The sequence below is a fragment of the Holophagaceae bacterium genome, from assembly GCA_016720465.1.
Lineage (GTDB): Bacteria > Acidobacteriota > Holophagae > Holophagales > Holophagaceae > JANXPB01.
Map to the genome: position 1 here is coordinate 107,834 of JADKKO010000004.1, position 26,717 is coordinate 134,550.

The 26,717-nt window shown below is 58.9% G+C and carries 20 protein-coding genes; 11 read left to right on the forward strand and 9 right to left on the reverse strand.

The features are described from left to right. Positions 1 to 17 precede the first annotated feature (17 nt). The 5 genes from IPQ13_07945 to IPQ13_07965 form a co-directional block, all read right to left on the reverse strand. Positions 18 to 353 carry a cytochrome c gene (locus tag IPQ13_07945; GenBank protein ID MBL0210822.1) on the reverse strand — a complete coding sequence of 112 codons (336 nt, stop codon included), beginning with the start codon at positions 351 to 353 and terminating at the stop codon, positions 18 to 20. 163 nt (positions 354 to 516) lie between these two features. Then, positions 517 to 1,248: an ABC transporter ATP-binding protein gene (locus tag IPQ13_07950; protein ID MBL0210823.1), complete on the reverse strand. Its 732-nt coding sequence runs from the start codon at positions 1,246 to 1,248 to the stop codon at positions 517 to 519. After that, the gene (locus tag IPQ13_07955; protein MBL0210824.1) at positions 1,241 to 2,455 is read right to left on the reverse strand and encodes an ABC transporter permease; all 1,215 of its coding nucleotides are present in this window, start codon (positions 2,453 to 2,455) and stop codon (positions 1,241 to 1,243) included. Before IPQ13_07955 ends, IPQ13_07950 begins: the two co-directional genes overlap by 8 nt. Next, a complete protein-coding gene (locus IPQ13_07960) occupies positions 2,452 to 3,648 on the reverse strand; it encodes an efflux RND transporter periplasmic adaptor subunit (GenBank protein MBL0210825.1) in 1,197 nt (398 codons plus the stop codon). The genes IPQ13_07955 and IPQ13_07960 overlap by 4 nt, the downstream gene beginning before the upstream one ends. Next, a complete protein-coding gene (locus tag IPQ13_07965; GenBank protein MBL0210826.1) occupies positions 3,645 to 4,253 on the reverse strand; it encodes a TetR/AcrR family transcriptional regulator in 609 nt (202 codons plus the stop codon). The genes IPQ13_07960 and IPQ13_07965 overlap by 4 nt, the downstream gene beginning before the upstream one ends. Positions 4,254 to 4,597: 344 nt before the next feature. On the opposite strand from IPQ13_07965, the gene IPQ13_07970 reads away from it, so the two are divergent. The 8 genes from IPQ13_07970 (at position 4,598) to yfcC (ending at position 13,474) form a co-directional block, all read left to right on the forward strand. Next, complete coding sequence (locus tag IPQ13_07970; GenBank protein MBL0210827.1) at positions 4,598 to 5,452, forward strand: MurR/RpiR family transcriptional regulator; 855 nt, start codon at positions 4,598 to 4,600, stop codon at positions 5,450 to 5,452. Between the two features lie 255 nt (positions 5,453 to 5,707). Next, positions 5,708 to 8,011, forward strand: coding sequence for a TonB-dependent receptor (locus IPQ13_07975; GenBank protein ID MBL0210828.1), 2,304 nt, complete (start codon positions 5,708 to 5,710; stop codon positions 8,009 to 8,011). A 37-nt stretch (positions 8,012 to 8,048) separates the two neighbouring features. Beyond that, a complete protein-coding gene (locus tag IPQ13_07980) occupies positions 8,049 to 8,414 on the forward strand; it encodes a TonB-dependent receptor (GenBank protein ID MBL0210829.1) in 366 nt (121 codons plus the stop codon). A 79-nt stretch (positions 8,415 to 8,493) separates the two neighbouring features. Beyond that, positions 8,494 to 9,054, forward strand: a complete 561-nt coding sequence (locus IPQ13_07985) for a cyanophycinase (GenBank protein ID MBL0210830.1) — start codon at positions 8,494 to 8,496, stop codon at positions 9,052 to 9,054. A gap of 10 nt (positions 9,055 to 9,064) precedes the next feature. Then, the gene (locus tag IPQ13_07990; protein MBL0210831.1) at positions 9,065 to 9,334 is read left to right on the forward strand and encodes a hypothetical protein; all 270 of its coding nucleotides are present in this window, start codon (positions 9,065 to 9,067) and stop codon (positions 9,332 to 9,334) included. Next, on the forward strand, positions 9,331 to 10,824 hold the full coding sequence (locus tag IPQ13_07995; protein MBL0210832.1) for a DUF2817 domain-containing protein: 1,494 nt from the start codon (positions 9,331 to 9,333) through the stop codon (positions 10,822 to 10,824). The genes IPQ13_07990 and IPQ13_07995 overlap by 4 nt, the downstream gene beginning before the upstream one ends. Before the next feature lie 35 nt (positions 10,825 to 10,859). After that, complete coding sequence (locus IPQ13_08000; protein MBL0210833.1) at positions 10,860 to 12,026, forward strand: beta-aspartyl-peptidase; 1,167 nt, start codon at positions 10,860 to 10,862, stop codon at positions 12,024 to 12,026. A 56-nt stretch (positions 12,027 to 12,082) separates the two neighbouring features. Then, complete coding sequence (gene yfcC, locus IPQ13_08005) at positions 12,083 to 13,474, forward strand: putative basic amino acid antiporter YfcC (protein ID MBL0210834.1); 1,392 nt, start codon at positions 12,083 to 12,085, stop codon at positions 13,472 to 13,474. Positions 13,475 to 13,616: 142 nt separating this feature from the next. Here yfcC and IPQ13_08010 read toward each other — a convergent pair whose 3' ends face one another. From IPQ13_08010 to IPQ13_08025, 4 genes are all read right to left on the reverse strand, one after another. After that, entirely contained in the window at positions 13,617 to 14,906 is a 1,290-nt protein-coding gene (locus IPQ13_08010; GenBank protein MBL0210835.1) for a CapA family protein, read from the reverse strand. A gap of 550 nt (positions 14,907 to 15,456) precedes the next feature. Then, positions 15,457 to 16,650, reverse strand: a complete 1,194-nt coding sequence (locus tag IPQ13_08015) for an alpha/beta hydrolase (protein MBL0210836.1) — start codon at positions 16,648 to 16,650, stop codon at positions 15,457 to 15,459. A gap of 132 nt (positions 16,651 to 16,782) precedes the next feature. Next, positions 16,783 to 18,180: a hypothetical protein gene (locus IPQ13_08020; GenBank protein ID MBL0210837.1), complete on the reverse strand. Its 1,398-nt coding sequence runs from the start codon at positions 18,178 to 18,180 to the stop codon at positions 16,783 to 16,785. A gap of 531 nt (positions 18,181 to 18,711) precedes the next feature. Continuing rightward, positions 18,712 to 19,308 (reverse strand): GAF domain-containing protein, encoded by a 597-nt coding sequence (locus IPQ13_08025; protein MBL0210838.1) that lies wholly within the window; start codon positions 19,306 to 19,308, stop codon positions 18,712 to 18,714. An 853-nt stretch (positions 19,309 to 20,161) separates the two neighbouring features. Between IPQ13_08025 and IPQ13_08030 the strand changes: the two genes are divergently transcribed. The 3 genes from IPQ13_08030 to IPQ13_08040 are packed head-to-tail and all read left to right on the forward strand — an operon-like array spanning position 20,162 to position 26,635. Next, positions 20,162 to 23,137 (forward strand): TerB N-terminal domain-containing protein, encoded by a 2,976-nt coding sequence (locus tag IPQ13_08030; GenBank protein ID MBL0210839.1) that lies wholly within the window; start codon positions 20,162 to 20,164, stop codon positions 23,135 to 23,137. Continuing rightward, a complete protein-coding gene (locus IPQ13_08035; GenBank protein MBL0210840.1) occupies positions 23,134 to 24,480 on the forward strand; it encodes an ATP-binding protein in 1,347 nt (448 codons plus the stop codon). Before IPQ13_08030 ends, IPQ13_08035 begins: the two co-directional genes overlap by 4 nt. Then, positions 24,452 to 26,635 (forward strand): DEAD/DEAH box helicase, encoded by a 2,184-nt coding sequence (locus IPQ13_08040; GenBank protein ID MBL0210841.1) that lies wholly within the window; start codon positions 24,452 to 24,454, stop codon positions 26,633 to 26,635. Before IPQ13_08035 ends, IPQ13_08040 begins: the two co-directional genes overlap by 29 nt. Positions 26,636 to 26,717: the final 82 nt, after the last annotated feature.

Sequence of the window (26,717 nt, forward strand, 5' to 3'; positions counted from 1 at the left end):
TGGGAGAACTGAGCACGTCAATGCCTGCCATAGAAATGCTCCTTGAAGGGCTTACGAAACCCTTGGTGGCAGGCAAGGCAATTGTTTTGCAATGTCGCGAACGCAGAAATCACCGCCAGACCGTCTCGGCGAGTAGCTGCCTGCCCGAGTTCCTGCGCAGCTTGGTGGGTTTTCTCGTCGTAGCTCTTGAATTTCCCGGCATTAGTGCCGACGAACTTCATAATCCGCATCTTCTCGGTGAGCGGCGGCTGAGGATGGTCGGCAATCACCGGTGCAATTCTTGCCACCAGATTCCAATCTTCGCTTGAAATACCATCGGTAACGACCTGCATGTGCTTGCCTAAGTCTTGCATTATCTTCTGCAGGGCTAGCGGTTTGACCGTGGCGCTGTCATCGGCCCATAGCATCGAGCTGACCGTCATTAGAAGCGCACCTATAACGCCGAAGGTGAGTGGGTTTTTGAAGGTTCGTTGATATCTCACAGGAGCCTCTTGGACTAAAAGATTTGGTTAAATTTCAATCGAAACCGCGCCCTTCACCAGCTTCCTCATAGGTCACTCCATCGCGGATGTGGTAGATCCGCTTGAAAGTGGGAATGATTTTTTCGTCGTGGGTGACAACGATGATCGCGGTATCGAACTGCTTGGCCATCTGGTTGAGAATGCGGATCACTGCCATCGCGCGCTCGCTGTCGAGCGGCGCGGTGGGTTCATCGGCGAGGATGACCGGCGGATGATTAACCAAACCTCGGGCGATGGATACGCGCTGCTGTTCTCCGCCCGAAAGCTGCGATGGCATGGCAGCGGCACGGTGCTCCACGTCGAGCGCTTTCAACAGCTCAATGGCCTGCTTGCGCGCCTCGGCATTGGACTTGCCTGCCAACATCGGCAACAAGGCGACGTTGTCGGTAACATTCAGGAACGGGATCAAGTAAGGAGCCTGAAACACAAAACCGATCTTGTCGCGCCGCAACGTGCGCAGATCGGGAATCTTCCAACCGTCGTCGTAGATGACGTCCCGGCCCAACGTCATGCGCCCAGCCGTGGGTTCAATGACCGCCCCTAGGCATTTGAGCATGGTGGTCTTGCCGGAGCCAGATGGACCGACCAGACCCACGACTTCACCTGGAGCGACATACATGTCCACGCCCTTGAGCGCGTCCACGGCCGTATCGCCATGGCCATAACGCTTCTTGAGCCCTTCGATGCGAATGCCGCGCCCGGATGAATCGGAATATTGCTTATCCACCGATGGCCTCCGCAGGATCAACTTTGAGCGCCGCGCGAATCGCCAGTACGCTGGCAAGCACGCAGATCACCATGACCGCCACGAAGCCGCGCACGGCGTCGCCGGACTCCAGCAACACGTACTTCGGAAAGATCGGCGCCCAGAACGTGGCGGAGATCTTCCCCACCACGAAGCCGATGAGCCCCAAGGCCACGGCTTGTTGAAGGATCATCGCGGCGATGGTGCGGTTCTTGGTGCCGATGAGCTTGAGCACCGCAATCTCGCGGATCTTGCCCATCGTGAGCGTGTAGATGATGAAGGCCACGATGGCGGCGCTGACAATTGCCAGGATCACCAGGAACATGGCGATTTGCTTTGCCGCAGTAGCAATCAATTTCTTGATCAGGATGTCTTGCATCTGCGTGCGGGTGTAAACGGTCAGCCTCTTCCAGCGGCGGATCGGCTCAGCCACAGTATCTGGATCGGCGCCGTGTTTGACCTGCACCAGCACGGCGTTGACGGTGGGGTTCGTGCTTTGCGAGGCGATGACGGCATTAAGCAGACCGGGAACGCCGGGTCGGTTCAGAGCCGGATTTTGAGCGGTGCGGGCTCGTTGCCGCACGATGGCATCGTTGTCCTTGAGAAATTGGGCTTCTTGCGCATCCTTGATCGGTATGAAAACCATCGGGTCGCCACCCGAGGAAACCATTCGGCGCGTGAGCCCCACCACGGTGAACTCGTTTCGCCGGATGCGAATGCGCTCGCCCAGCGCGAAGCCAGTGGCGATATCGGCGACAGCCTCGTAATGGCCGCGCGTGAGGTGACGCCCATCCACTAGGTATCCGGGCTGTCCCGGATGACCCGGGCCATCGGGTGTGATGCCGACCACCATGGCTCGCACATCGCGCGTCCCGCCATCCACTAGTTGCCGCACCTGCATCGTCAGGTACGTGACGTTGGCGGCCCGAGCTACGCCCGACATGCCTAGGATCCCGCGATAAGTATCGTCATAAATGCTTGACGATTCAGCGTAGGGGCCAAGCGTGTCCTGCTGCACCACCCATAGATCGGCTCCGCTATTGTCGAGCAACACATTGGCGTCATCCACCATGCCGCGATACACGCCGGCCATGGTGAGCGTCACACCAATCAGCAGCCCCAGTCCGATGCCCGTGAATACGAACTTGCCCCAGGAATGCAGAATGTCGCGTCCCGCGAGGCTGATCATGACGATTTGCCTACGATGCGATCGACGATCTTGATGCGGCTGTTCGAATCCAGCGCCTTCTTGCTGTAAACAACGACGCGTTCACCACCGCTGAGACCCTCCAGAATCTGTACCTGTCCTTCGAGGTCGGTCGCGCCCGTCTTGACGGGTGCAAAGCGCAAGCTGCCGTCCTGGACGACCCACACACCGAGATGTCCGTCGACACGTTGCACGCTGGCATTGGGCACGACAGGCATCGGTTTTTGTGCGGCCAGCGCAACCGTCACTTCGGCCAATTCACCGATGGGTGGCAGCGTTTGTGGGCGCTGATTGAACTCGACCTTGGCCAAGACTTCTTCAGTGACGGCATCGGCATGAGGCTCTATGCGCGATACCCGTCCGGCTAGCGGATCACCAGCCTGGGAGCGCAAGACTATTTGTGCTGGCAGATTGGCTCGCAACCCCAGCGCACGCTGCTGATCGAAGCGAACGTTGATCCAAACGCTTCCGGGCTCCACCACCTCCACTACTGTCTGACCAGCGATCACCGTGGTGCCGGGGTCGGCGTCACGCCGGGTAACGAGTCCATCCACCGGCGACACTAGCAGCAGATTGGTGCGCTGCCGGTGCAGGCCGTCACGTTCCGCGCGGACACGAGCCAGTTCCTGGCGAGTGGCGTCGAGGTTGGCGCGGGCCGCCGCCAAACTGGCCTGCGCGACCTGCGATTCTTGCCGCTTCGCTTCGAAAGCTTCTTCGCTCACCGAGCGGGCGATCAGCAATTGTTCGTAGCGCTTGGCCTGGGTTTCAGCAAAAGATTTGCGGGCACTGACTTCCTGGATTTGTGCTTCCACCGCTAGCACGCTGGCCTCTGCCCGCTTGAGTGATGCATCCTGGGCGTTGATCTTGTCATCTAGATCGACTGGGTCCATTTCGCCGAGCAGCTGCCCCATCTTGACGTGGTCGCCCGGTTGAACCTCCACGCGCTTGACCCGACCGGCGAACGTCGGCCCAATCTTGTGGAGGTACCGCGCTTCTACGGTACCAATGCCGAAGAGAGCGGGTGTGATCCCTCGGCTCTCGACCGTCACCAGGGTCACCGGCACAGGCGCCAGTGGACCCGCGCGCAAGGCGACATACGCCAACAAGCCAAGCAACAGCATAAGAACCCCGGCAAGTGCCAGGTTTCGGCCATGGGTCGACAGGAAACTTTTCATTGTGTGCTCCTCACACCACGCTGATAAATGGCGAATACACCAGGTGCGTCGGTGCGAATACGTTGGATATCGCCCGAGAGCAAGGAATGCATGACCAGGCCCTGGATGGTTCCAATGAACAGCGTGGCCGCGGCATTGGTGTCCACCTCCGGTGAGATCTCCCCTATGGCTTTGCCTTGCTCAACGTGGGCCTGAACACGCTCGGCGTAGCGCTGGATCAACGCCTGTGCCACGCGTTTGGCCGGGGTGAATTTGGCGCGTTGCAACTCACCGAACATCATCCGGGGCACCCCGGGGTGCTCGGCCACGAACTCGACATGGCTCATGAACATGGCCCGCATCGCTGCCAGTGGGGATTTTATGCCTTGCGTAGCCTGATCAATTTGTGCCAAGAGGCGATCTGTCACCCACTCCATCACAGCCTGCCAGATGGCGTCTTTCGTTGGGAAGTGACGAAACAGCGCGCCTTGAGTCAGGTTCATATGCTTGGCAATGGCTGCTGTTGTGATTTCGCTGGGGATTCCAGAACTCGCCAACGCAACAACGGCCTCGACGGTGACCGCTCGTCGTTCATCTGCGGGTAGATGTTTTGGGTGGATGTCCAAGGCTGTCGTCTCCATAAAGTAAGTAATCAATTACTAGCTTAATCAAAAAAGTGAATGAAGCAAGTAGGATCGCTACTCAAATGCCTAGATCCAATCCAGAGCCAGAGAGGTCCAAGGAGAAGTGAGCTGCTCTTTTGTGGTCCTTGAAGACACCGTGGAGTACTTCAACCAGTTCCAACAGCCCACTTGACTGATTCGGAAAAGAAGGCCCCTGTGGCCTTCTTGCGCATTCTGTGGCAGATGGAGACAGCACCCCTGGGGGCGACTCCGTTCTGAAGGGCCTGCCCGTTCCGTCGGGGCTGGCCGGATCTAGGTCCTAGTCTGACCGCGCTATCCTAGGCACCATGTCCGCCTCGAAGAACCCTTTGCTAAACCGCCTGCACAGTGCGCGGGGCCTATCCCCCAGCCAACGGCAGATCGCGGACTGCCTGATCGCCAATATCAATGAGGCGGCCCTCTGGGGCGTTGAGGAACTGGCTGCGAAGTCCATGACTTGTGTCGCCACCGTGGTTCGCTTCGCCAAGAAGCTGGAGTACTCGGGCTACCTGGAGATGCGGAAAGCTCTCGTTAGCGCCGCCAAGAAGCACTACAACCGTGGGGAGCGTCTCCTGCAGGCCCCGATGCAGGCTTCGACGACCCTCTTGGAGGTGGCCCGCCGAGACATGCGGAACATTGAGCTGCTGGTGAATTCCGTGGACGAGAAGCTCCTCCAGCGGGTCGTGAAGCAGGTGATGGCCAGCCACATCCGCCTAGTCATCGGGGACGGCGTCTCGGCCTTGATGGCCCGGCAGCTGGCCTACCTCCTCGTCAGCACTGGCCTCCCGGTGATGGAGGGGAATCCCCATGATTTCACGGGCCAGGTGGGGGTGCTCACCGGAAAGGATCTGCTTATCGCCATAAGCACCACCCCCTATACCCGGGAGACTCTGGACGCGGCTGCCTACGCCCAGAAGCGGGGCATCCCCGTGTTGGTCTTCACGGACAACCTGAACTCACCCTTGGCCAAGTCAGCCACCTTTACCTTGCCCATCCCCGGGGAGAATCTGCTCTTCTCCCATAGCCTGACCGCCTTCGGCGTCCTGGCCCACGCCATCGCCACCTCCATCGCCACTTCCATCGCCAGCCAGGACCCCCAACTGGCCCGGAACAAATTCAGAGAGTTGGAGCGGGCCGCCCGCAGCAAATACGCCAAGGAGTGATCTGGGTTGGAGCCCTGCTTCCCGGCTCATCAGGTATCTCCAATGTGCCTTCGATTCCCCTGAGGCCATGTGATGGAAAGCTGTGGCAATTCTAGTTGATTGATCCAATATGAATAAAAACTTGACTCTCTGATTGAATAAGCAATATTTTTTAAACAAATCTTTCATTCAACCGGAGGTCACATGATTCGAGCATCACAATCTACCCGATTCGCTGCGCTCATTTTGGCGCTCGTGGCGGCCCCCTCGGCCTTGATGGCCCAAGGCACGACAACCTCGGCTCTTTCAGGCACAGTCCTGGACCAAACTGGAAAACCCCTACAGGGGGTAGTGGTTCGGGTGACCTCCGATTCGCTCATCGGTGGAGCCAGGTCGACGGTCACCAGCGAAAACGGCCGATATCGCATTCCGACGCTCCCTCCGGGGCGCTACTTGATTGTGGTCGAGGCGAAGGGCTTTCCCGCCCGAAAGACGAGTGAGGTTGCTGAGCTCGGCAAGACAACCGTCGTTGACTTCCGCCTGGCTCCTGAGGCATCAACCGTGGTCGAGGTGGTGGGGCAATTACGCAACGAGGAAATGGCGTCAACGATGACCCGGAACTTCAGGGCAGAGGACATTGAAAACCTGCCCATCAAGCGTGACATCGCTGCCATCGCCGCCCTGACCCCGGGAATCAACCTGACCGTCAGCTCGGGCGCACGAGTATCCGCTTCGGGTTTCGGGGGCGACCGCGACAACTCCAACGCCTACCTGATCAACGGCATTAACGTCGGCGATTCCTCAGCGGGACAAGCCTGGGTGCAGGTAAACCCGGACTGGTTCGAGGAGGTCCAGATCGGCGGCGTCGGTGCAGGCGCGGAATTCGGCGGCTTTTCCGGCGCCTATTTCAACGGTGTCATCAAGAAGGGGGGCAACCAGTTCTCGGGCTCCCTGGCGGGCTACTATCAGAAGGATAGCTGGAGCGCGAACCGCAATTCGCCGGACCCCTCCTTCCCGGAGATCACCGTTCGCAAAGTCGGTGATACGGCCTCCGACCTCGCGCTAAACTTCGGCGGCCCCTTCATCAAAGACAAGCTCTGGTACTTCTTTTCCATCGAGGCGATCTCCATCGAGCGCACGCCGGTGGGAAGCCCGGTCTCAGAGAAGCGGTCCACTCCAAGGGCCATGGGGAACCTGACCCTCCAAGCCGCGCCCTCGGCCACCCTGTCCCTGTTCATGGACTATGACACCGTCGAAACGGACCACCGCGGAGCCAGCCGCGTCCTCGCGCCCGAGGCCACCCGCAAGCAGGAAGGTCCGAATTTCACCTACGGACTTGAGTGGCTGCAGACCCTTAACAGCAGCATGGTGCTGACCCTCAGGGCCAGCGGCTACAACGGCATTGACGACCACAAGGCCTACAACGGCGAGGGCTATTCGCTCTATGTCGACGGCACTGTGCCCGCGAATTCCTCCATCCCTGGCTATGCGAAATACGTCGGCTTCGAACAGATGAACAACACCTACCAGGCCTTCGAGAACACCCGTAGCCGCGTGGGCCTGCTGGCCTCCCTGGACTGGTTCATCGCCTCCGGGAAGGGCTCCCACGCCCTGAAGTTCGGCCTAGATATCGACCGGGCCCGAGACAAGGAAAGAACTTGGTACCCCGGCGGTATTTCCCTGAACGCGCTCGCGGATGGCGATACGGTTTACACAGACTATGTCCAGGTAGGCGGCGGCTGGGACTTCGACACGAAGCTGGAGCGCAACACCTTCTTCATGCAGGACGCCTGGACCGTCAACGATCAGTTGCTCCTGCGGCCCGGCCTCCGCTTGGAGCAATTTAAGGGCGGGGACCAGTGGAATACCACCACGATAGCCCCACGGCTCGGATTCACCTGGACGCCGGACGCCGCCAAGACCTTCGCCATCAAAGGCCATTTCGGCAGGTATTACGACGGACTTTCCGGCGCCAGCTACGACCGCGCAATCCCCGGTGCCTATCCGGTCGAGAAGCGCTACTGGTGGCCGAATTATGACGACGCACAGGTGGTCGTTCTGCACAACCTAGCCAACCCGCTGGCGGAGTACCCCTTGCCGGCCTTCAATGAAGACACCTTCCGCAACCGCGTGAGCGAGCAGAGCAACATCAACCCCGACACCAAGCACCCCTACTTTGACGAGATCCAGTTCGCAGTGGAGAAGCGGTTCAGCAAGAACTGGGTGGCGGCCGCGAGTTACGTGCGCCGGAACGGCAAGGATCTGATCGCCCGCTTCGACCGCCTGCCCCTATCCTCCTCCACCACATCTGTGACCAATCCCCTCACCAGCGAGGTGCTGACCTTCCGGCGACCTGGCTTCAACTCAGACTTGAACCTGACCCCCACACGACTTCTACATCACCAACGATTCCAATGCCAAGCGTACGTACACAGCCACAACAGTCTCCGTGGACGGGCGCTTCACCGCGGATTGGGATATGAACTTCAGCTACACCAAGGCCAGCAACAAGGGCAACCTCCTGAAATCAAATGGCTACTCCTCCGGGCGAGAATGGATCGGGTCCCAGTACAACAATGAAGGCTCCCTTCCTGGTTTCAACGATGACGAAGTCAAATTGCGAACCTCCTACAAGGCCCCCTGGGGGACGCGATTCAATGCCAGCTTTGTCTATCTCAGTGGTCTCCACTACACCCGTTTCATTCGGACCTCCCGCCTGAGCAACCGCGAGTACTACTACGTCAACATTGAGCCGCTCGGCTCCAGTTCCTACGATGCCCGCCGACTGCTGGATCTTCGCGCTTCTCACCGTTTTGGCTTGGGTGGCAAGAAAGCTGTAGAGGTTTTCGTGGACGTGTTCAATGTCCTGAATGACGCGGCCGTCACTTCCAGAGGGGAACGGTACGATAGCGCCTACTACAACATGGTCTTCGACCAGGAGCCGCCGCGGACGTTCCGCATCGGGGCCAAATTCCTGTTCTGATCTCGAATCCAGATTGAATATGAAACAAGCGGCGGGGTGCGTGGATAGCCGCCCCGCCGCTGTGTGATGGGATGGGACCATGAAGCAGCTCTTTCTTGTTCTTGCCTTGGTGTTCTCTGGCTTGAAAACAGGGGCCTCTGTACCGCCACCTAAGGGCACCTTGGTCATCGTGGGTGGCGGGGGGATGCCCCAGGACATCATGGACGCCTTCCTCCAGGCAGCCGGGGGCCGCGGTGGCATGGTGGGCATCATTCCCACCTCTACCGAAGATCCCGAGGGCGCAATAAAGGAATGGAGGCAGGATCTCGACAAGGCCGGGCTCACCCTGGTGGCCATCGATGTGCGGACGCGCGAGCAGTCCTCCCTTCCCGAGAACTTGGACAAGGCCCGGAGCTGCACTGGATTCTGGTTTAGCGGAGGGGATCAGAACCGGGTGGGCGACAAGATCGTCGGCACGCCCCTTCATCGCGTGATCAGGGAACGCTACGAGGCGGGCGCGGTGATCGGTGGCACCAGTGCGGGTGCGGCGATCATGTCGAAGCTCATGCTCACTGGGGAAGATCGGAACGGTATTGAATCCCTTTCCGAGTTCGGCCCAGGGGCCTATCGCACCCGCGAAGGCATGGGCTTCCCTACCTGAGCGCGTGGTCGTGGACCAGCACTTCCTGCGCCGGAATCGAGAGAACCGCCTCTTCAGCCTGATCATGGAACACCCTGACTACCTGGGTCTAGGCATCGATGAGGCTACGGCCCTGGTCGTAAAAGGCGGAATAGCGGTGGTGGCGGGCAAACGCTCCGTGATGGTCTTCGATCCCTCGGACATGGTTGCGAACGGGACCTCTTTCCGAGATCTGCGCATACACGTTCTCTGCCCCGGCCAATCCATCGACCTCGCCACGAGGAAGGTCTCCAAGCCATGAGCGTTGCTCCGTTCCTGCGGTCCGCTGGGATCCTGCTGTGTCTCTCCACCTTCGGGTCCGCCGGACTCCCGCAAGCGCTCATCCCTGTCGACCATCGGGCCATGCACAGGACGATCTCTTACGATGAGATGTCGAGCTTCCTGCAACAAATTGTCCGGCCCGGATTCATCACCGTCACCGAAGAGGGACGCAGCACTCAAGGGAGAAAGCTCTTCCTGGTGCGTCTCAACCGGGGTGGAGCAAAGGCGCGCTTCCGCGTGCTCTATTACGCCCAGCAGCATGGGGACGAGGTGGCGGGCAAGGATGCCCAGCTCACCCTGATCCGCGACCTCGCTCGCCATCCCGACCTCCTACCCGAGGATGTGGACCTCTATTTGATGCCCATGCTCAATCCTGACGGCGCTGAGGCCCACCGGCGCACCAATGGAGTCGACGCCGACCTGAACCGTGACCACCTCCTCATGGCCCAACCCGAAACCCGGGCTCTGCACCAGGTGGCTCGCCGTATCCGGCCCCACCTGGCTGTGGACAGCCATGAATTTGGCAGGGATGGAGATGGATACCGCGCCAAAGGTTGGGAAGCCTGGCCCATCATCACCATGGATGGAGCGAACCACCCGCTGATTCCGGAGTACCTCAAGAGAGCAGGCATGGAGGCAGTGGCCTCGGCCGCTCCACTCTTGCAGAAGGCGGGTCACCCATACCGCCGCTACAGTGTGGGTGGGCCGCCGCCCGAGGAGGAGACGCGCCCCTCCACCCCCGAAGTGGACGATGGCCGCAACGGAATGGGCACATTGGGAGCGCTGTCCTTCATCATCGAGTCCGGTGTGCGCCACCGGGCCTCCGATCCCCAGGCCGATCTGGGCGAACGGGTGGATGGCTACCGCATCCTATACCAGCACCTGCTCGGCAATCGACCTTGGCGGAACCGCATCCGAAAGCTCGCTGAACGGGCCCGGCGTGAACCTCTGCCGCCCTTCATCGCCACCAACGTGTTCTGGGCGAATCGCGATGGGAAGGTCAGCACAGTCAAAATCACGGAAGCAGCTTCGGGCCGCGTGCTGGACGTACCCACCGCCAACGACATGACCGACCTGGTGGTAAAAGGCAGTGTGCCCACTCCTAGGGCCTACGTCATCGAGGCCTCGGCCGCGGCGCGCTTCATCCCTGTGCTGGAGGCCCAAGGCCTGCGCTGGGAGACCTTGGTGGCGCCCCGCCGCATGCGGGTGGAGCGGTGCCGCCTGCTCCGCCTCGAGGAGCCCTACGACGATCTGTACCAACGCTACAAGGACCGGCAGATCGTCGAGCGCCTCGCGGTAGCTGATCTCGATCTGCCCGTAGGCTCACTCCTCGTCCCCCTTGACCAGGACCTGGCCCGCCGTGCCATTCAGCTGCTCGAGCCCTGCCTCCTCTATGGACTCTATGGCTACCCTGGTTTCCGTGACCTGGCGCGGCCTGGCGCCAGCCTGCCCGTGTCCCGCGTCTTCTGAATGTGCTCAGGACCTCGCGGTCCGGTTGGAGTCCCATGTTGCTCCTGATCAAGAATGCCGACATCTACGCCCCGGAACCGGGCGGCCAGTGCGATCTACTCATTGGCGGTGGGGTGATCCTGGGCATGGAACCGAACATTCGCGTCCCCCGCAAGTACTGCGAGGTTATCGACGCCCGGAACCTCAAGGCACTGCCCGGTTTTATTGACGGCCACGTCCACATCATGGGCGGTGGCGGAGAGGGGGGTTTCGCCACCCGCACACCAGACTTGCCTCTCACGGATGCCATTAAGGGGGGTGTCACCACTGTGGTGGGCTGCCTTGGGACCGACGGCCAAACGCGGAGCATGGCGGGACTCCTGGCCAAGGCCAAGGGCCTGGAGGAAGAAGGCATCAGCACATTCGTCTACTCGGGCTCGTACGGCCTCCCCCTGCGCACGCTCATGCCCAGCCTTGAGGATGACCTGCTCTTCATCGACAAAGTGATCGGCGCCGGCGAAGTAGCCCTGTCCGACCACCGATCGAGTCAGCCCACCTTCGAGGCTTTCGCCCAGGTGGTGGCTATGGCGCGACGTGGTGGATTGCTTTCGGGCAAAGCCGGAATCGTGAATGTCCATCTGGGTGATGGGCCGCGCGGGCTCGAATTCCTCCGACGCATCCTCACCGAGACCGAACTATCCGCCGCCCAGATGCTCCCCACCCACATCAACCGGAACCCTGGCCTGTTTGAGGAAGGCATCGCCTATGCCAAAGCTGGCGGCTTCGTGGACTTCACGACCTCGACCCTGCCCGCATATCTGGAGGACGGGGAGATCCCATGCGCCGAGGCTCTGCGCCGCATGTTGGAGGCAGGCGTGGATCCTGGCCAGATCACATTCACCTCCGATGGCCAAGGCAGCCTGCCGGACTGGGATCGCAACGGCCGCCTGCGGGGCATTTCAGTGGGCCGAGTCACCTCGCTCTTCCCGGCCATGCGGCAGGCCGTGCTCGAGGAAGGCATTCCCCTGCAGACAGCCCTCCGTGTAATCACCCAGAATCCCGCCCGCATCCTGAAGCTGCGGCGCAAGGGTTGCCTAGCGCCGGGCATGGACGCGGATATCGTCCTGGTGGATCCCCGTGACTTTGAGATCCGCACCGTCATCGCCAAGGGCTGTCTCCTCATGAAGGCCGGACGCATGCAAACCAAGGGGATGTTTGAGTGAACGATCAAGAACAAGCCACCACGCCCCGGCCTCCGGTTCCGCCGGTAGGCCTGAAGATGCCCCACACCCTTGTGATCGTTGGAGCCCTGATCGCGCTGGTGCTGATCCTCTCCTGGATCGTGCCCTCGGGCGAGTTCGAGCGCTTCGAAAAGGTGCTGCCGGATGGTAGTCGGATCAAGGTGCCCGTGGACGGGACCTTCCACCTGCTTCCTAAGACCTACCTGGGCCTTCAAACCCTATTCCTGGCGCCCATCAAGGGCTTTCTGGACGGGGCCGGACTGATCTCCTTCCTGCTCATCATCGGAGGCAGTTTCGCCGTCTTCCAGGAAACCGGCGCGGTGGAGCAGGGCATCAAACGGTTGATGGTCCATGTGCAACGCCATCCGGCCATGGAAGCGCTCTTCATCCCGGTGCTGATGACCATATTCTCCCTGGCCGGGGCGGTCTTCGGCATGGCGGAGGAACTGATCCCGTTCATCGTGATCTTTATCGCCCTTTCACGGGCCCTCGGCTATGACTCCATCGTGGGCACCAGCATCCCCTTTCTCGGTGCCGCCGCAGGTTTCGCCTGCGCCTTCTTCAATCCCTTCACTGTCGGCGTAGCCCAGGGCATCGCGGGCGTCCCCATCTATTCAGGCTTGGGATACCGGGTGGTCGCCTGGGTTGTCGCCACCGGCGTAGTGATCGCCTACGTGATGGTTTATGCTGCCAAAATCAAGCGGAACCCAGAGCTCAGTCCCGTCCGGGACATCGACTTGGCCCGCGGATCAACCGTCTCGGCAGAATCTGGAGATGCCTGGAACACCTCCCACGTCCTCGCACTCCTGACGTTCCTCGGAGCCCTGATCCTGCTGGTTTACGGCGTCCTGAAATACCAGTGGTACCTGGAAGCCATTGCCGCCCTCTTTCTTGGCATGGGCATCTTCGTCGGACTCATCGCCCGCATGGGGCCTAGCACCATTGCGAAGCATTTCATCGCTGGTGCAAAGGATATGGTGGGCGTGGTGTTCATTGTGGCCTGTGCCCGCGCGCTGTTGGTCATCGCCAACGATGCACGGATCATGGATACCCTGCTGCTTTATAGTTCAACCGCCATCCGTGTGCTGCCCAGAGCCATGACCGCCCAGGTGATGTTCCTGGTTCAGTGCTTCATCAACTTCTTCATCCACTCTGGAACGGCTCAAGCCGCGCTCACCATGCCGGTTCTGGCGCCTTTGTCCGATCTGGTTGGCATCACGCGCCAGACTTGCGTCTACAGCTTTTCCCTATCGGAACTCATCAACCCTATCCTGCCCACCAGCGCCGTGACCATGGGCGTGCTGGGCGCGGCAAAGATCCCTTGGGATCGTTGGGCCCGCTGGTTCCTGCCCCTCATGCTCATCCTGGTGGTCCTGGCATTCGCACTGTTAGTGCCTCCGACGCTCTTCTTCTATTGGGGCCCGCTGTGAGGCAGAGCCTTCCTGGTTGCCTGGCTCTTCTTGTTGCCCTCTCCACCATTGGGGCCGTGGCCCAGGATGCAGCCGGGGACTATCTCCGCGTCAGCCGCATGGCACGCCTCGCCCTTGCCACTGCATGGTTGATGGCGGACCGCTAGAATTCGACTTCGGCGTACCAGCCTCGGCTGACGATCTTGGTGCCAAAGGGCTTGGAAAGCCTTTGCATCAAGGCGATGATCTCGCCCGAACGCTTGGATCCGGCTAGACGCGGCACACCATAAAGCGGACCCTCATCATCGATGGTGACGGGCAGAAGCTGAATCCGCTTCAGCTTCCCCTGGTTCAGGGTCATGCGGACCATCACGGTCTCCATGACCTCGCGGGAATCGCGCCGGTCCCAGACGGAGACATCGGCAGACCAAGGCATCTCGATATCCCGCTGGTGGATCAGGTCGACAGGAATGCGGTCCGGTGTCCGGTATTGGTAGATGAAATCCCCAAGGCTGTAGAAGATCGGTTTTCCTTTGTAGATCTCGATGCCACGGAGCACATGGGGTCCGGTTCCGATCACAAAGTCAGCCCCGGCATCCACGGCCCGGCGGAACATGATCTCGTCATTGGGAGGTGTCGCATCCTGGATGCCGTAAGCGCGATGGTGGGTAACGTCGTGGTTGTGCAGCGAAACAAGCAGCACATCCGAGCGGCGCTTGGCGAGGATCACATCATCCTCCATGGCCATCACGTCGCTTTCCAGGGGGCCCTCCACCTTTTCCACCTTGCCGTCCTTCGCCATCAGAATCACGGCCGGATCGATAGTGGCCAAGGAGGGACCATTGGGATCCTTGGTGCGGTACTTGGCGGTCCAATAACGCATGTAGGACAGCAGCGCGATGGAGATCTTGTGGCCCCCCACCTGCATGCGCCCCGGTTTACGTGCCTCTGCGAGCGTGTTGCCTGCCCCCGCGTAAGTGATGTTGGAGTGATCCAGGGCCAGCAGGGACTCCTTGAGTCCCTCTGGCCCAAAATCCAGAGCATGGTTGTTGGCTAGGCTCACCATATTGATGCCGGTACGCGCCAACTCCCATCGGAAGTCCCTGGGCGCCCGGAAATTGTAAAAGGGGCGTTGGAGGTCCGCCCGATCATTCATCGAAAATTCCATGTTCCCGTAAGCGATGTCCGCTTCTTGCATAATCTGCAAGAGCCCAGCGCGGTCTGGATCCGTGAGGTGGCTGATGGGCTGGTTGAAGATCATGTCGCCCACTGCCGTGACGATCATGTCCCCCGGTTCCGCTTTCAGGAGGTCATTGATGCGGCCCGCCCAATCAAGTCGTTCGACCAGTTCCTTCGGATGGATGCGCCGCTGGTAGACGGAGCGGGGGTCGTCCTTTATGGAACTCGGAACGGTCTGGGCCGCGGCGGAGACCACGCGCGTTAGGATGGCCACGCCCATCAGAAACCTTCGATGCGACCAGCCAGTTGAGTTCACGGTGTCCTCCTGATTTCGGAAACGAAATATGAAAAATTTTATTTCATTTTGATATATTTAGCTAAATTTTATGATCATTTTTGTGCGCCGACACAAACAAACTCCCTCGGGCCGAATTCCAACAGCGCGAGGGCGCCGCCCCTACAAAGAAGAATGTCTTTCGTTGAGGAGGTAAATTCGGAAGCGGCTGAGAGGAGGTTCAAGGAAGGATTTGCAAGGTCCCTCCAGGCCCACCGCGCAATGAACCGTGGACACCTCCTCAGATTTCTTAGTGGGTAGCGGGCAGTCTTCTGAAGTAGGAGCTGTGCCCCGTTCAGGGGCCTACATATTGGTGGGGTGAGAGGCATGCCTTAACGGTGGCGGAAGCAAAGAGAAGGCCCGTGCTGTTTGGTTCAGGGCCAAACCATACGAGGGAAGCGTGTCGAAAGAGTCATAGGCCAACTTGGATTCCCATCCTGTTATTGCTAGTACCCAGGAAGACGCAAGCGTGAAGCAAACAAAGCCTCCGCTAATTCCCGAATGCTCCCAGTTTTTCCTTGTCGCAGGGGCATTCAACTTCCCTGATACGGATAATCAGAGCGTCGCTGGGTCCACTCGCAGACTTGATGGTAGGGAAGTGCTCCATGTCGTTTTGTGGCCACACTTCCTCCCTGATTCGCTTCCCCAGAGTCTGGTCCGCCGGCAATCCGAGGACCCTGTATCTGAAATGAGCGATAAGCTGCTCTGAATAGAAGAATTCGCTATGCCCGTAGAAACTGTCGTCACGGAGCACGTGGCCTTTCCAGCAACCGATGTCTACAGGTAAATAGGGCCAGCTGCCTATATCCGTTGGATTGTAGTTGGCAGGAGATTTTAGGGGGGGGTTAACTGAGCGATGTAGAGAACCAAGGATTATTTGATGGTTGTGCATTCTAGAGACTCCCATCGTGGGATCTCCAGTAGATGCGTAGTTCACCACTTTTTTTAGCCTGCCCGACCGCAGCCACTGAGCGGCCTTCCCATCTTTTCCTTCAAATTCTTCAGCCGGTGTGTCGCCCTCGATCAGGGCCATTCGATCTGCTTTCAGTGTCGAATGGGAGAAGGCGCTGATCAACAGGCGGGTCCCATGACTATGCCCAACGAGATGGACAGGGATGCCTTGGAATCTCGTCCCGATCTCATCAAGGACCTTTGAGAACGAGGTGGTTACTTCGCTCGCGATTTTGGCGTGTTGGTCGTAGGTGTCAGAGGCGTACCACCAGCTCGTGAGCTTGTATCTAGCAATCCAGTTGTGGTGGAGCACAGGGTTAGCCCACTTGAACAGCAGCACGGGTCCACGGTCGTCTAGATTTTTCGCTCGGTCTGCGGCGGTTTGTAGTCGAGTGTCATACCCGTGAACAAAGATGGTCAACCGACCGGAGGTTTGGGCCTCCTGCCTGAGTTGTGCCCAGAATGCTTCCTTGTCTGAGGCCATCAAGGGCGGCGAGCCCTCGCCGGACTGAGAGTCACCCTTGGTTTTCATTGTCCAGAAGGCAAGGGGCCCAGGGCGCTCCAGTATGCTGTCCTGGGTGAACTCCACGAAGCCCAGGCCGTATACCTTTGTGCCCACTGCAAAAGGTCGGTTGACGGCATTAGTGTTCCGCTTACACCCCAAACCAAGTAGGGAGAGAAAACCCACAAGTAGAAATATTGTGATATTTCCTTTGAGGCTCAAATGAAACATGCCTTGCTCCTGTCAGAAATTTACTAGGTGTACCAAACATTTCTTTTCTGTGGTTCATCGCTTAAATACTTCTCACTGGCGTCCACTGTCTCCTCTTTGGCTATTGCTGGCTCAAGAGCAGGCTGATACTTGCTACTTCTTGAACCATTCAGCCGCTTTATCCATGTTGAAGCCGATGCTCAACACAAACTGCCCAGGGTAGGCGTTGGTCTTCGTGCCGCTGAGCAACAGCCTCTCCTCTCGGTTCCAAATCCAGCCTGCGTTGATGGTCAGAGCAGAAAGCGCACCGCTCAAGGTAGCGTTTGAGAAGGTATGATCCCCGAAACGGTATCCAATGGCGCCACCGAATTGGTCAAGCGGTTTGCTAGAAGGCTTAATGAACGCCTTTAAGACAAAGCCGGAAGGACTCGCTTTCGTATTCCCGAAATCGGTCTTAGAGCCGATGAGCCAGTTGAACCCGACGAGGAACTCCGAAGGCTTGTCCTTCGCATCCAGGTGGGTGTCCTCCGTCACCTTCACCTTACTTACAGGAATGTCTAGGCTCAAATAGAAGGACTCCCAACTCCCTGTGTTCATCACCTGCTTGAACGACGCCGTTTCCTTTGGATCGGTGGTTCCACTCTTGTCAAGCGCTTTGGCGTTGATTTCGACTGCCGCTCGCCATTCGTTCAGTGTGTAAGTTCTTTCGAACGCGATGTACTGCGGCATGGGCTGTGGGGTGGCCCCGCGTACACTCATTAACAAGTTTTTGCCGCCATTTGTGGCCTTCAACAGTGATTCCATGTCCTGCTGGATCCGACTCTTGCGCTCCGGTTCTGTCACATCAATGACGCCTGTTGTGTTTCCGTTGTCGTTCGCGGCGATACTGATGACTCGGACCTTTGCACCCTTCCAGTTCACCCAACGTGCAGGGTCGGCGTAGTCACTCGCTGTGAAGTCCATCTGGTCGGCCACATCGTTTTGCGCCTGTTCTATAAGGGCGAGAACCTCCTCGAATTTCGAATTCAACTTGATCCGCAAGCCATCCGAGGTTTCCTCAGAGGTCGGGGTTCCCCCAAAGGCCGTTTCCATGAGGTCCAGCAACTCCGCTTGGCTCAACTCCTTCGGTCCGCTTCCGGACCCGGGCGCAGGTAGTACCGTTGCCCCAATAAGCTTGGTGAATTTCGCTTGAAGTTCGAGCGCCTTAAGGAGTGCAGTCACAAGGGGCAACTCTTTCTTGTCCTTGCCAGTTTGCACATCCAACGCGATGACACCCTTGCCCTTTTTTGCGAGATTGATAATGACCCAGCGCGTGCGTGGTCCAGGAAGGGCCGCCTTGGCGGCTGCTGCCTCCAGACTCTTGTCCACAGCTTCCTTCGCCTCACGAGCGGCCTTCTGCTGCTCGGTTTCCTTGGGTTGCTTTGGGACGGGAATTGTAACGGTAAGCTGGGTCCTAAATTGCTCCTTGGCCACAGGTGCATCCTGAGCGAGGACATGCATGCACACGATGGAAATTCCTGCGACGAGCAACGCTTTCACGAAGCCTTGCATGAGCCCTCCCTTGAGCCGTGCCGGTTGCTGATGCCCACACTTACACCGCTAGAAAGTTGCGCCACAGCGCTTAGTTGACCAGCGAAAGGCACAGCTCGATGGTTATAAAATGGGACGAGAATATAGGTTGGTTTCGAGTTGGGGTCCTGAAATATATGAATGAGCCCAGAAGCTTTGAAGGTCTGATGTCTGTCGAATTGGGATCTTGAAAACACAAAACTCCCACTCTGTTGAACTAGGTTGAGTCGCTCATTTCCTGAGCCATATCTGGATTCGCACGGTGGATTCTAGAACTTGCCAAACAAGCTAACGAGACCTTCCGCCGAACGGTGTTTCTTTATCCCCTGAACGGATTATTGAGTCCGCGCTGACATGTCCCAACAGCGACTCACGCATCCCAGCGGGCAGACCTGGGGGCAGATGCTTATGGCTCGCCAGGAGGCCAGGGTGCTGCATCACCGCCAATTCGGAATATGAATCTTGAAGTCATCTCGGCCCCTGATTCTCCCTGAAGCTGCGCTATACCTGGTCTTACATGGATGTCCTGGTTTTTATTTGATGAAAAGCCAGCGCCCCTGCCCGGGCCAGATTCCGCAGGGCTTCCTCCTGGGATTCGGTTGGCGCGGAGGCTTTTTCACCTTTTAAAGTGGCCGCGTATAGGACCCCTATGATCTTGTTCGAGAAAAGAAGTGGAATCCCCATGAAGCTTGAAAGCGCAAAGGTCTCCGCAAAATGTGAATTCAAAAGCGATAGTGTTCCGAGATCTTCACCCACATAGCTCACGCAATGTTCTTCAAAAATACGATGGCTGAATGGACTGCACAAAATGGGGATGCGCATGCCTAGGTAGACCGTTTTCAAGCGCATATGCGAATGGGCCAGAACCTCCACCTCCACAGGGTTCTCCATGTCGGTGATCCCGCCAAATAACCAATTCGGACTGGGGTAGATTGACCCCGCTTGTTCCAGCATCACACGTAACAAATCATCCATGGCGGTGCACTGGGCGATGATTGTGTTGACCTCCGCGGCCGAATCAACTGAGCTCGCGCCCATGGCCAGCCCCTTGTCCGTGGATGGCGTTGAAGGGCTTCCTTGAGCCTGGCTAGGATTGGACTTTTTCATCATCTGGATGTGCTGAAATTCTACCCTGCCGGGTGAATTCGGCCGCGCGGATATGGCCGGGATAATTTATTTCAACCTTGATGCGTTTGCTGCACAGGATGAACACATCTCGTAAGCGGTCGCCAAACCTCGTCAGGAAGCCGCTCACACGTGCTGCGTTACATCCGTGCAAATCTCGGCCACAGCACTCGACTCGGCCGGAAGGAAGAATTTCGGGACTCCCTGAATCCGATTTTCAAGTCTTCGCCGGGTGGGCACCAACCCCTCTTGGACCGCCTCCGCAACAATGGCTCGTACTTGTTCAAGCCGTGAACGCCGCTAGCTGATGGCGTTCTCCTTCTTCCAGGCTAGGCACCTCGCCAACTGATCATTTGGCAAGCGGAACAGCTTCTCATGCTCTCCATTCCCTCCAGCGGTCCTGCGAGTCCGATGGACATCTAGCGTCTTGGTATTGGGACCAAGGTGAACCGTCAGATGTTCTTTGGCTCCTTTGACGGCGGACACCAACTTGTTGTCAAAGAAGGTGAGCACAGCCTCCTGAAGATCGAGCTTTTTGGCGCCCTAAGGAAGGGGCGGGACATCGGCCATGTTCATCCTCAGGTTCCAAATGGTGAAAGGGGAGCTCGCAATCTAGGTATGCTACCGAAGCTTCGAAGCGACACGCAGTTGCATCGCGTCCGTACAAGGTATGACTGAATTTCTATCCGTTTTTTCGACATCTGAGGCTTCCGTGTGGTTCCTTCTCGTTTTGCTCGTTGTCGCAGGATTCGGAATCGCCTATTCGATTTCGCCTGCGGCAAGGGCTCGCCGGAAGGCTGACGCCACCGTCAACCGCCTTCAGGCCCTCCTTCGAAGCGTGGATGACGCTCATCGACAGGCCACGGACCAGGAGACCAAAACCGCTCAAGCCTATGCCAGGGAGGTCCGGCACCTCCGCCTGAAGGCCATCAAGGTCGAGGAATTGAAACGCCATGCATCCGGCCTGCGCCTTTCTGCCTTGCGGAACGCCGGCATCGACGACTTCTCCCAGATGCAAGGATGGAGCGCGCAGAGACTGATGCAAGTGAGGGGCATCGGCCCCGATTCCGCACACCGGATCGCTTCCCTGGTGGATTCCATCAGCCGCCAGTCGAATCAGCAGCCTATCCCCCACCCTGTCGAAGGCCCCATTACACCGGCCGGCTATGAGGTGTTGGAAGCCATCCATCTGGACATCCAAACCCAGACAACCTTCCGGGAGCCCAAACCCCAGCTCCAAGGCGTCATCAAGGATTTCCAGGCTCGCCAAGCCCAGGTGCGATCCAAGACCGGCTTCTTCGCCTGGTTCCCCGGGTTCGGGGCCAAGCCTGGGCTCCACGAAGCTGTCGCGGAAACCGCAGCCATGGAAGCGGACCTTCAACATACCCACCCGGCCTCTGGGCTGAACCGGGGTCTGCCCCACGACCTGGACCTGTTGGCCGGGCTGCGCCGGAACGGCGTGGATCCATCCGTGGTCGACCAAGATCTGAAGGCCCATCCGGACTGGTATCAGAGCGCACTGAATGCCCTTCTTGGGGAACGCCCCTCAATGCTCCAACTGGCCCAGGGGCTGGGGCGGTACCGCCTGGCCGCTCCAAGTTCTCCGTCGAAGGATTCCTCGTCCGTGGCCCACACCGTCACCGTCGATGGACTTCCCATTCAGATCAGCATCCGGATGGACATGTCGACAGGGTCTGGGGGGTCCGCGACCTCCGAACCCCGGGAACGGCCTTCGACGCAGGATGCGGCCGCCTTCTGGGTGGGCCCTGGAAAGGACATCACGGTTGCGGACCACCTCATCCCAGGGGGGATGGTTTATGTGGGCACCGGGCTTGCGTCCATCCAGGGCTACTCGACCGAACCCGCCATCATTGACCCCAAAAAGAAGGTCCAGACCCAAGGGGCGGACTTCCGTACTCGTCAAACCAACTACTGGCCCAGCTACGAAAGCATTTCCCCTGAAGCCCGGGGCTCGTACCTGAAGTGGCTTGTGGCCGGGAAGTCCGACCCCCAGGCCGACATCGGCTTCGTGTTCTTGTACTTCTATGGGCTCGAACGACGGGTGCTTCACGACTTGGCCAATCGCACCGAAACGGATCCGGAAGTCGCCGCGATCCTCGGCGAGATCCGCCGACTCCTGGGGATCTACGGCGGGAACGGTTCATTCCATACCTATGCGACCAGCCTTTTGGATTACCGGGCCGCTAAGCATTTGGCGGGCGTTCCCCAGATTCATGCGACCGTGCCCTTGGTCACGAGCCCCTACGGTTCAAACCTGGACCTGAAGGTGGGCCTAGCAGCCCACGCGGTGCAGAAGCTGTCGCTGCCAGCTGCGTGGGCCGTGGCCTGGCTCCACGCGGATCCGACCATGCGCCCCAAAACCGTGGCCAAGCGATGCCCGAAAGAATTCGATGCGCTGTTCGCGCTGGAATACCGGAAGCGGTTTGGCGATGGCCTGAAGATCCCCGAGAACAAGACTCGCTTGAAGATCCAGCACCGGACGGCTAGCCCATCCTTTGGGCACGGCATGCTGGAAGCATCACTGGACCTTCCGGATGTGACGGTCCTGTCCGGTCCAATCTCCAAGCTGCAGGAGACCGCTGAAGCCTGCTATCCGCAGCTGGACACTTACAGCCGCTTCATGGGCCGCAATCCAGAAAAGGCCGGGACACTAGAAGCTTTGCTCCTGCTACCCCCAGCCCTGTGGCCAGATTTGGTCCGGTCGGAAATGGTAGACCTGCAACAGAAGGTGGATGCTTCAACTGGATCGTTGGTCGTGCCTTTTTTGGACATCCAGCTTCGTCTTCCCGAAGGTGGGGATCTGAACAAGGCCAAGTTCAGCGCGTTGAGCCGGGCTCTGGGTGCCTTGGGCCTAGGCATCGAGCCCGATCCCCGGTTCGGTGGATCCCTGCCGGAGATGAACGATGCGGTTGCGCTCTTCAAAGCCGAAGGGCTGGACCAGGATCGCCCGGTGTCCCAAGGTTTCGTTTTCGGAGCACTTGCCGTGCATCTGGCAGCGGTGGTGGCCCATGCCGACGGGGAATTTGGGGCGGAAGAAGAAATCCTGCTGACCGGTCACATGGCCCAGTGGCTGCACCTGAATGATCAGGAACGCCTGCGCCTCGTGGCCCGCCTCGATCTGATGCGGAAGACCAAGCCCGTCCTGACCGGACTGCAGAAGCGGATCGATGCCCTCACCACGGATCAGAAGTCCGCTTTGGCGGATCTGCTTGTTCTGGTGGTCCACGCCGAGGGTGTCGTGTCTCCAGGTGAAGTGAAGGTCCTGGAGAAGGTCTTCGGAATGCTGGGGCAGAAGGACGGAGCCATCTATTCGAAGCTTCATGGCGCGGCGGCGGAACCCATCACGATTCGCCAGGCCGGGCCAGAGGAATCGGGCTTCAAGTTGCCACCCAAGCCCGTGGAACCTGCGCCGACCGGCATGACCTTGGATATGGCAAAGGTGGCCGCCCTCCGAGCCGAATCGGCGAAGGTGTCCGACCTGCTTGGGTCGATCTTCAAAGAAGAAGAACATCTGCCGGTGCCGGTTCCCGATCCCGATGCGCAGGACCTTCTGGAGGAACCATCCCTGCTGGGGCTGGATCCAGACCACGCTGGACTGCTCCAAACTCTGCTGGCCCGTCCCCAGTGGAGCCGCGCCGAGTTGGACGATATTTGCTCGGAACGAGGCATGATGGTGGACGGTGCGTTGGAGCGCATTAACGAAGCTGCCCTGGATGCCTTTGATGAGCCGCTGATCGAAGGCGATGACCCCCTTGAAGTGCATCGCGACCGCTTGTTGGATAGAACCGCATGAACCCGATCCGCCCCCGTGACCGTGATGCCCTACTCCAGGCCCTTCGAGCGGGTGTCGTCCCACGGGCTGGCCAGCACCTTATCCAGGTCGGCCGGGCCAAAGAAATCGCTGCCCTGCTGAAGGATCTCGATCGGATGGCGGATGGCGGCACTGGCTTCCGCCTGGTCATCGGGGAGTATGGATCGGGGAAGACCTTCTTTCTAAACTTGATTCGAGCCGTGGCCATGGAAAAGAAGATGGTCGCCACGGTAGCGGACTTGAACCCAAATCGCCGCCTTCATGCTTCTGCCGGCCAGGCCCGGTCGCTTTATGCAGAGCTGGCGCGGAACATTGCCACGCGCACAAAGCCAGATGGCGGCGCGCTGCCCGGAATCGTCGAAAAGTTCATTTTCACGGCCAAAACAGAAGCGATGGCCGAAGGGCTTCCCACAGAATCGGTCATTCAGCGCAAGTTGGAACGCCTGTCCGAAATGGTCAATGGGTATGACTTCGCGCAGGTAATCGCAGCCTATTGGAAAGGATTTCAAGACGGCAACGAAACGGTAAAGGCGGATGCTGTCCGATGGCTCCGTGGCGAATTCACCACCAAGACCGACGCCCGAAATGCCTTGGGTGTCCGGACCATCGTGGATGACGCATCCATCTACGACCAGTTGAAGCTGCTGGGTCTTTTCGTTCGGTTGGCCGGGTTCTCAGGCCTTCTAATCTGCCTCGACGAACTGGTGAATCTCTACAAGCTATCCAACACCCAGGCGCGAAACTCAAACTACGAACAGATCCTCCGCATTCTGAACGATGTGCTTCAGGGAACGGCGGAAGGCCTGGGATTCGTGCTGGGTGGCACCCCGGAATTCCTGATGGATACGCGCCGAGGACTCTACAGCTACGCAGCCCTTCAATCCCGGCTCGCCGAGAACACATTCGCGAAGAGCGGCTTGGTGGACTACAGCCATCCTGTGATGCGCCTGTCCGCCCTATCCCAGGAGGACTTCCTGGTGCTGCTGGACAAAATCCGGATGGTCTACGCGGGCGGAGACCCCGCGCAAGTCGCAATGCCTGATGAAGGTCTGACCGCGTTCATGTCCCATTGCCATCAGCGGATCGGGGAAGCCTACTTCCGCACCCCGCGCACGACGATCACGGCGTTCGTAAACCTCTTGGCTGTCCTGGATCAGAACCCTGGCGCCAGGTGGCAGGATCTCCTTGGGCAGATCCAGGTCGCCCGGGATACAGGTGGCGTAGCGGACCTGCAGGTGGAAGAAGACGGGCCCGCCCAGACAAGTTCTGTGGCTGCCACGACAGGAAGCGGCGCGGATGACGGATTCACCAGTTTCAAGCTCTAACGGGCCATCCACCCAAAGCTTCGGCCTCCTGGATGGCCGGATTCAGTATTGGCTCTGGAATTCCGGATGGACGGAACTACGGGACGCCCAGGAACAGGCGATTCCAGTGCTGGTGGAAGGCACACAGGATGTGATCATCGCGGCTTCCACCGCTTCAGGGAAAACTGAAGCCGCCTTCCTGCCGATCCTAACCCGCTTGAGTCAGAAAGGGAACGAAGGCAGCTTGGCCGTGTATATCAGCCCACTGAAGGCGTTGATCAATGATCAGTGGCGCCGCTTGGATGAGCTGACTGAGGTGGTGGATCTCCAGGTGGTGCCTTGGCATGGCGACATCTCCAAGACCACAAAGGACAGGTTTATCAAGGCACCGCGAGGCGTCCTGCTGATCACCCCGGAGTCTTTGGAAGCCATGTTTATGCACCACGGACATGGATTGAAGGGCCTATTCAAGGGGGTGCAGTACGTGGTGGTCGATGAAGTGCATGCCTTTATGGGCACGGAACGCGGCAAGCAACTGCAGTCCTTAATGCACCGTCTGGAAACAGCAGTGGGGCGTACGGTGCCGCGGGTCGGCCTGTCCGCCACATTGGGGGACATGGAAGGGGCAGTTCAGTTTCTTCGCCGGGGCGGGTCAGCCCGCCTGATCGTCAGCAAGGACAGTGGGCAAGAACTGAAGGTCCAGGTGCGAGGGATCCGCGTTCCTGCGAAGGCCAAGAAGGGGCCGGACGGGGAAGACATAGACGAAGGGGATGAAGCCATTGCCCGTCATTTGTTTCAGGTGCTCCGAGGCGCAAATCATCTTGTGTTTCCCAATTCCCGTTCAAGAGTGGAATTCTTCGCAGACCGTCTACGGTGCATGTCGGAAGACGCAGGCTACCCCAACGAGTTCTGGCCCCACCACGGGAACTTGGCCAAGGACATCAGGGAAGAAACCGAAGCTGCCCTTAAACAGAAGGAGCGGCCAGCCACCGCCATCTGCACTTCCACCCTGGAATTGGGCATCGACATCGGATCCGTGAAGAGTGTCGTCCAGATCGGCCCACCCCCTTCTGTGGCCAGCCTGCGTCAGCGGCTTGGCCGTTCAGGCCGTCGGAAGGGAGAACCTGCCATCCTCCGCGCCTACTGTCAGGAACGCCAACTGGATGCGAATGCCCCGCTGTCAGACCTTCTTCGGGAAGGGCTGGTCCAGACCATAGCCATGATCCAGTTGCTGATCGAAGGTTGGTATGAACCGATCCGCACGAGCGGGATTCATGGTTCCACCTTCATCCAGCAGATCCTTTCCAGCCTCTATCAACATGGCGGAATGCTGGTCGGCCCCCTGTGGAACCTGCATTGCGCCACCGGACCCTTCCCGGCAGTTACAAAAGACCACTACACAACTCTGCTTCGCCACCTCGGCGAGGAAGAGATCATCTTTCAGGATCCGACCGGCCTCCTGATGCTGGCGCCGAAGGGCGAACGCATCACACAGCACTACACGTTCTATGCGGCGTTCAGCAGCGACGAAGAATTCAGGATCGTCACTGCCGGCAAGAGCCTCGGCTCGATGCCCGTCAATCAGCCCCTTCAGGAAGGCAGCTTCCTGATATTCGCGGGACGCCGGTGGATGGTGAGGTCGGTGTCGATGGAGGACCTGGTCATCGATGTGGTGCCGGCGGCTGCAGGGGCTGCTCCACACTTTCTCGGGCCATCCGGGGCATGGGTGCATCGCCATGTCCGACTAAAAATGAGGGAAATCCTGGCCACGACCGATTCCGTGCATTTCCTTGATACAGAAGGGCAACACTTGCTTCAGGAAGCGAGGGATAATTTCACGCGGCTGGAGCTTCTAAACCTCCGGTTCATCACGCTGGGCCGCACCACCCACATCCTGCACTGGTCGGGAAATGCGGAAGCAAACACGCTGGCCCTGTGGCTCACGGCGAAAGGTCTAAAGGCTAGCCCTGAAGGTGTGTCCGTTGCGGTGATGGACGCCGATCCCAGTGATGTTCAGAAGTGGGTGGAAGCCTTTGCAACAGATCCGGGGATGTCAGCGGAGGACCTTGCGGCAACAGTGGTCAACAAGACCGTCGAGAAGTGGGACTACCTGCTTCCGGAGGGACTACTGAATGCGAACTACGCATCGATGTTTCTTGCCTTCGAATCGAAGTGAGAAACAGATAGGCTCTCTAAGGTTCCTGCAGGTCAATCAAACCGGATTCCACACAACGGGTGGACTAAGGTTGGGGCAAACG

Coding starts and splice junctions, on each gene's coding strand:
- IPQ13_07945 (MBL0210822.1), bottom strand. CDS start 353: ATGCAAGACTTAGGCAAGCACATGCAGGTCGTTACCGATGGTATTTCA.
- IPQ13_07955 (MBL0210824.1), bottom strand. CDS start 2,455: ATGATCAGCCTCGCGGGACGCGACATTCTGCATTCCTGGGGCAAGTTC.
- IPQ13_07960 (MBL0210825.1), bottom strand. CDS start 3,648: ATGAAAAGTTTCCTGTCGACCCATGGCCGAAACCTGGCACTTGCCGGG.
- IPQ13_07970 (MBL0210827.1), top strand. CDS start 4,598: ATGTCCGCCTCGAAGAACCCTTTGCTAAACCGCCTGCACAGTGCGCGG.
- IPQ13_07975 (MBL0210828.1), top strand. CDS start 5,708: ATGGCCCAAGGCACGACAACCTCGGCTCTTTCAGGCACAGTCCTGGAC.
- IPQ13_07985 (MBL0210830.1), top strand. CDS start 8,494: ATGAAGCAGCTCTTTCTTGTTCTTGCCTTGGTGTTCTCTGGCTTGAAA.
- IPQ13_07995 (MBL0210832.1), top strand. CDS start 9,331: ATGAGCGTTGCTCCGTTCCTGCGGTCCGCTGGGATCCTGCTGTGTCTC.
- IPQ13_08000 (MBL0210833.1), top strand. CDS start 10,860: ATGTTGCTCCTGATCAAGAATGCCGACATCTACGCCCCGGAACCGGGC.
- yfcC (MBL0210834.1), top strand. CDS start 12,083: ATGCCCCACACCCTTGTGATCGTTGGAGCCCTGATCGCGCTGGTGCTG.
- IPQ13_08015 (MBL0210836.1), bottom strand. CDS start 16,650: ATGTTTCATTTGAGCCTCAAAGGAAATATCACAATATTTCTACTTGTG.
- IPQ13_08020 (MBL0210837.1), bottom strand. CDS start 18,180: ATGCAAGGCTTCGTGAAAGCGTTGCTCGTCGCAGGAATTTCCATCGTG.
- IPQ13_08025 (MBL0210838.1), bottom strand. CDS start 19,308: ATGATGAAAAAGTCCAATCCTAGCCAGGCTCAAGGAAGCCCTTCAACG.
- IPQ13_08035 (MBL0210840.1), top strand. CDS start 23,134: ATGAACCCGATCCGCCCCCGTGACCGTGATGCCCTACTCCAGGCCCTT.
- IPQ13_08040 (MBL0210841.1), top strand. CDS start 24,452: ATGACGGATTCACCAGTTTCAAGCTCTAACGGGCCATCCACCCAAAGC.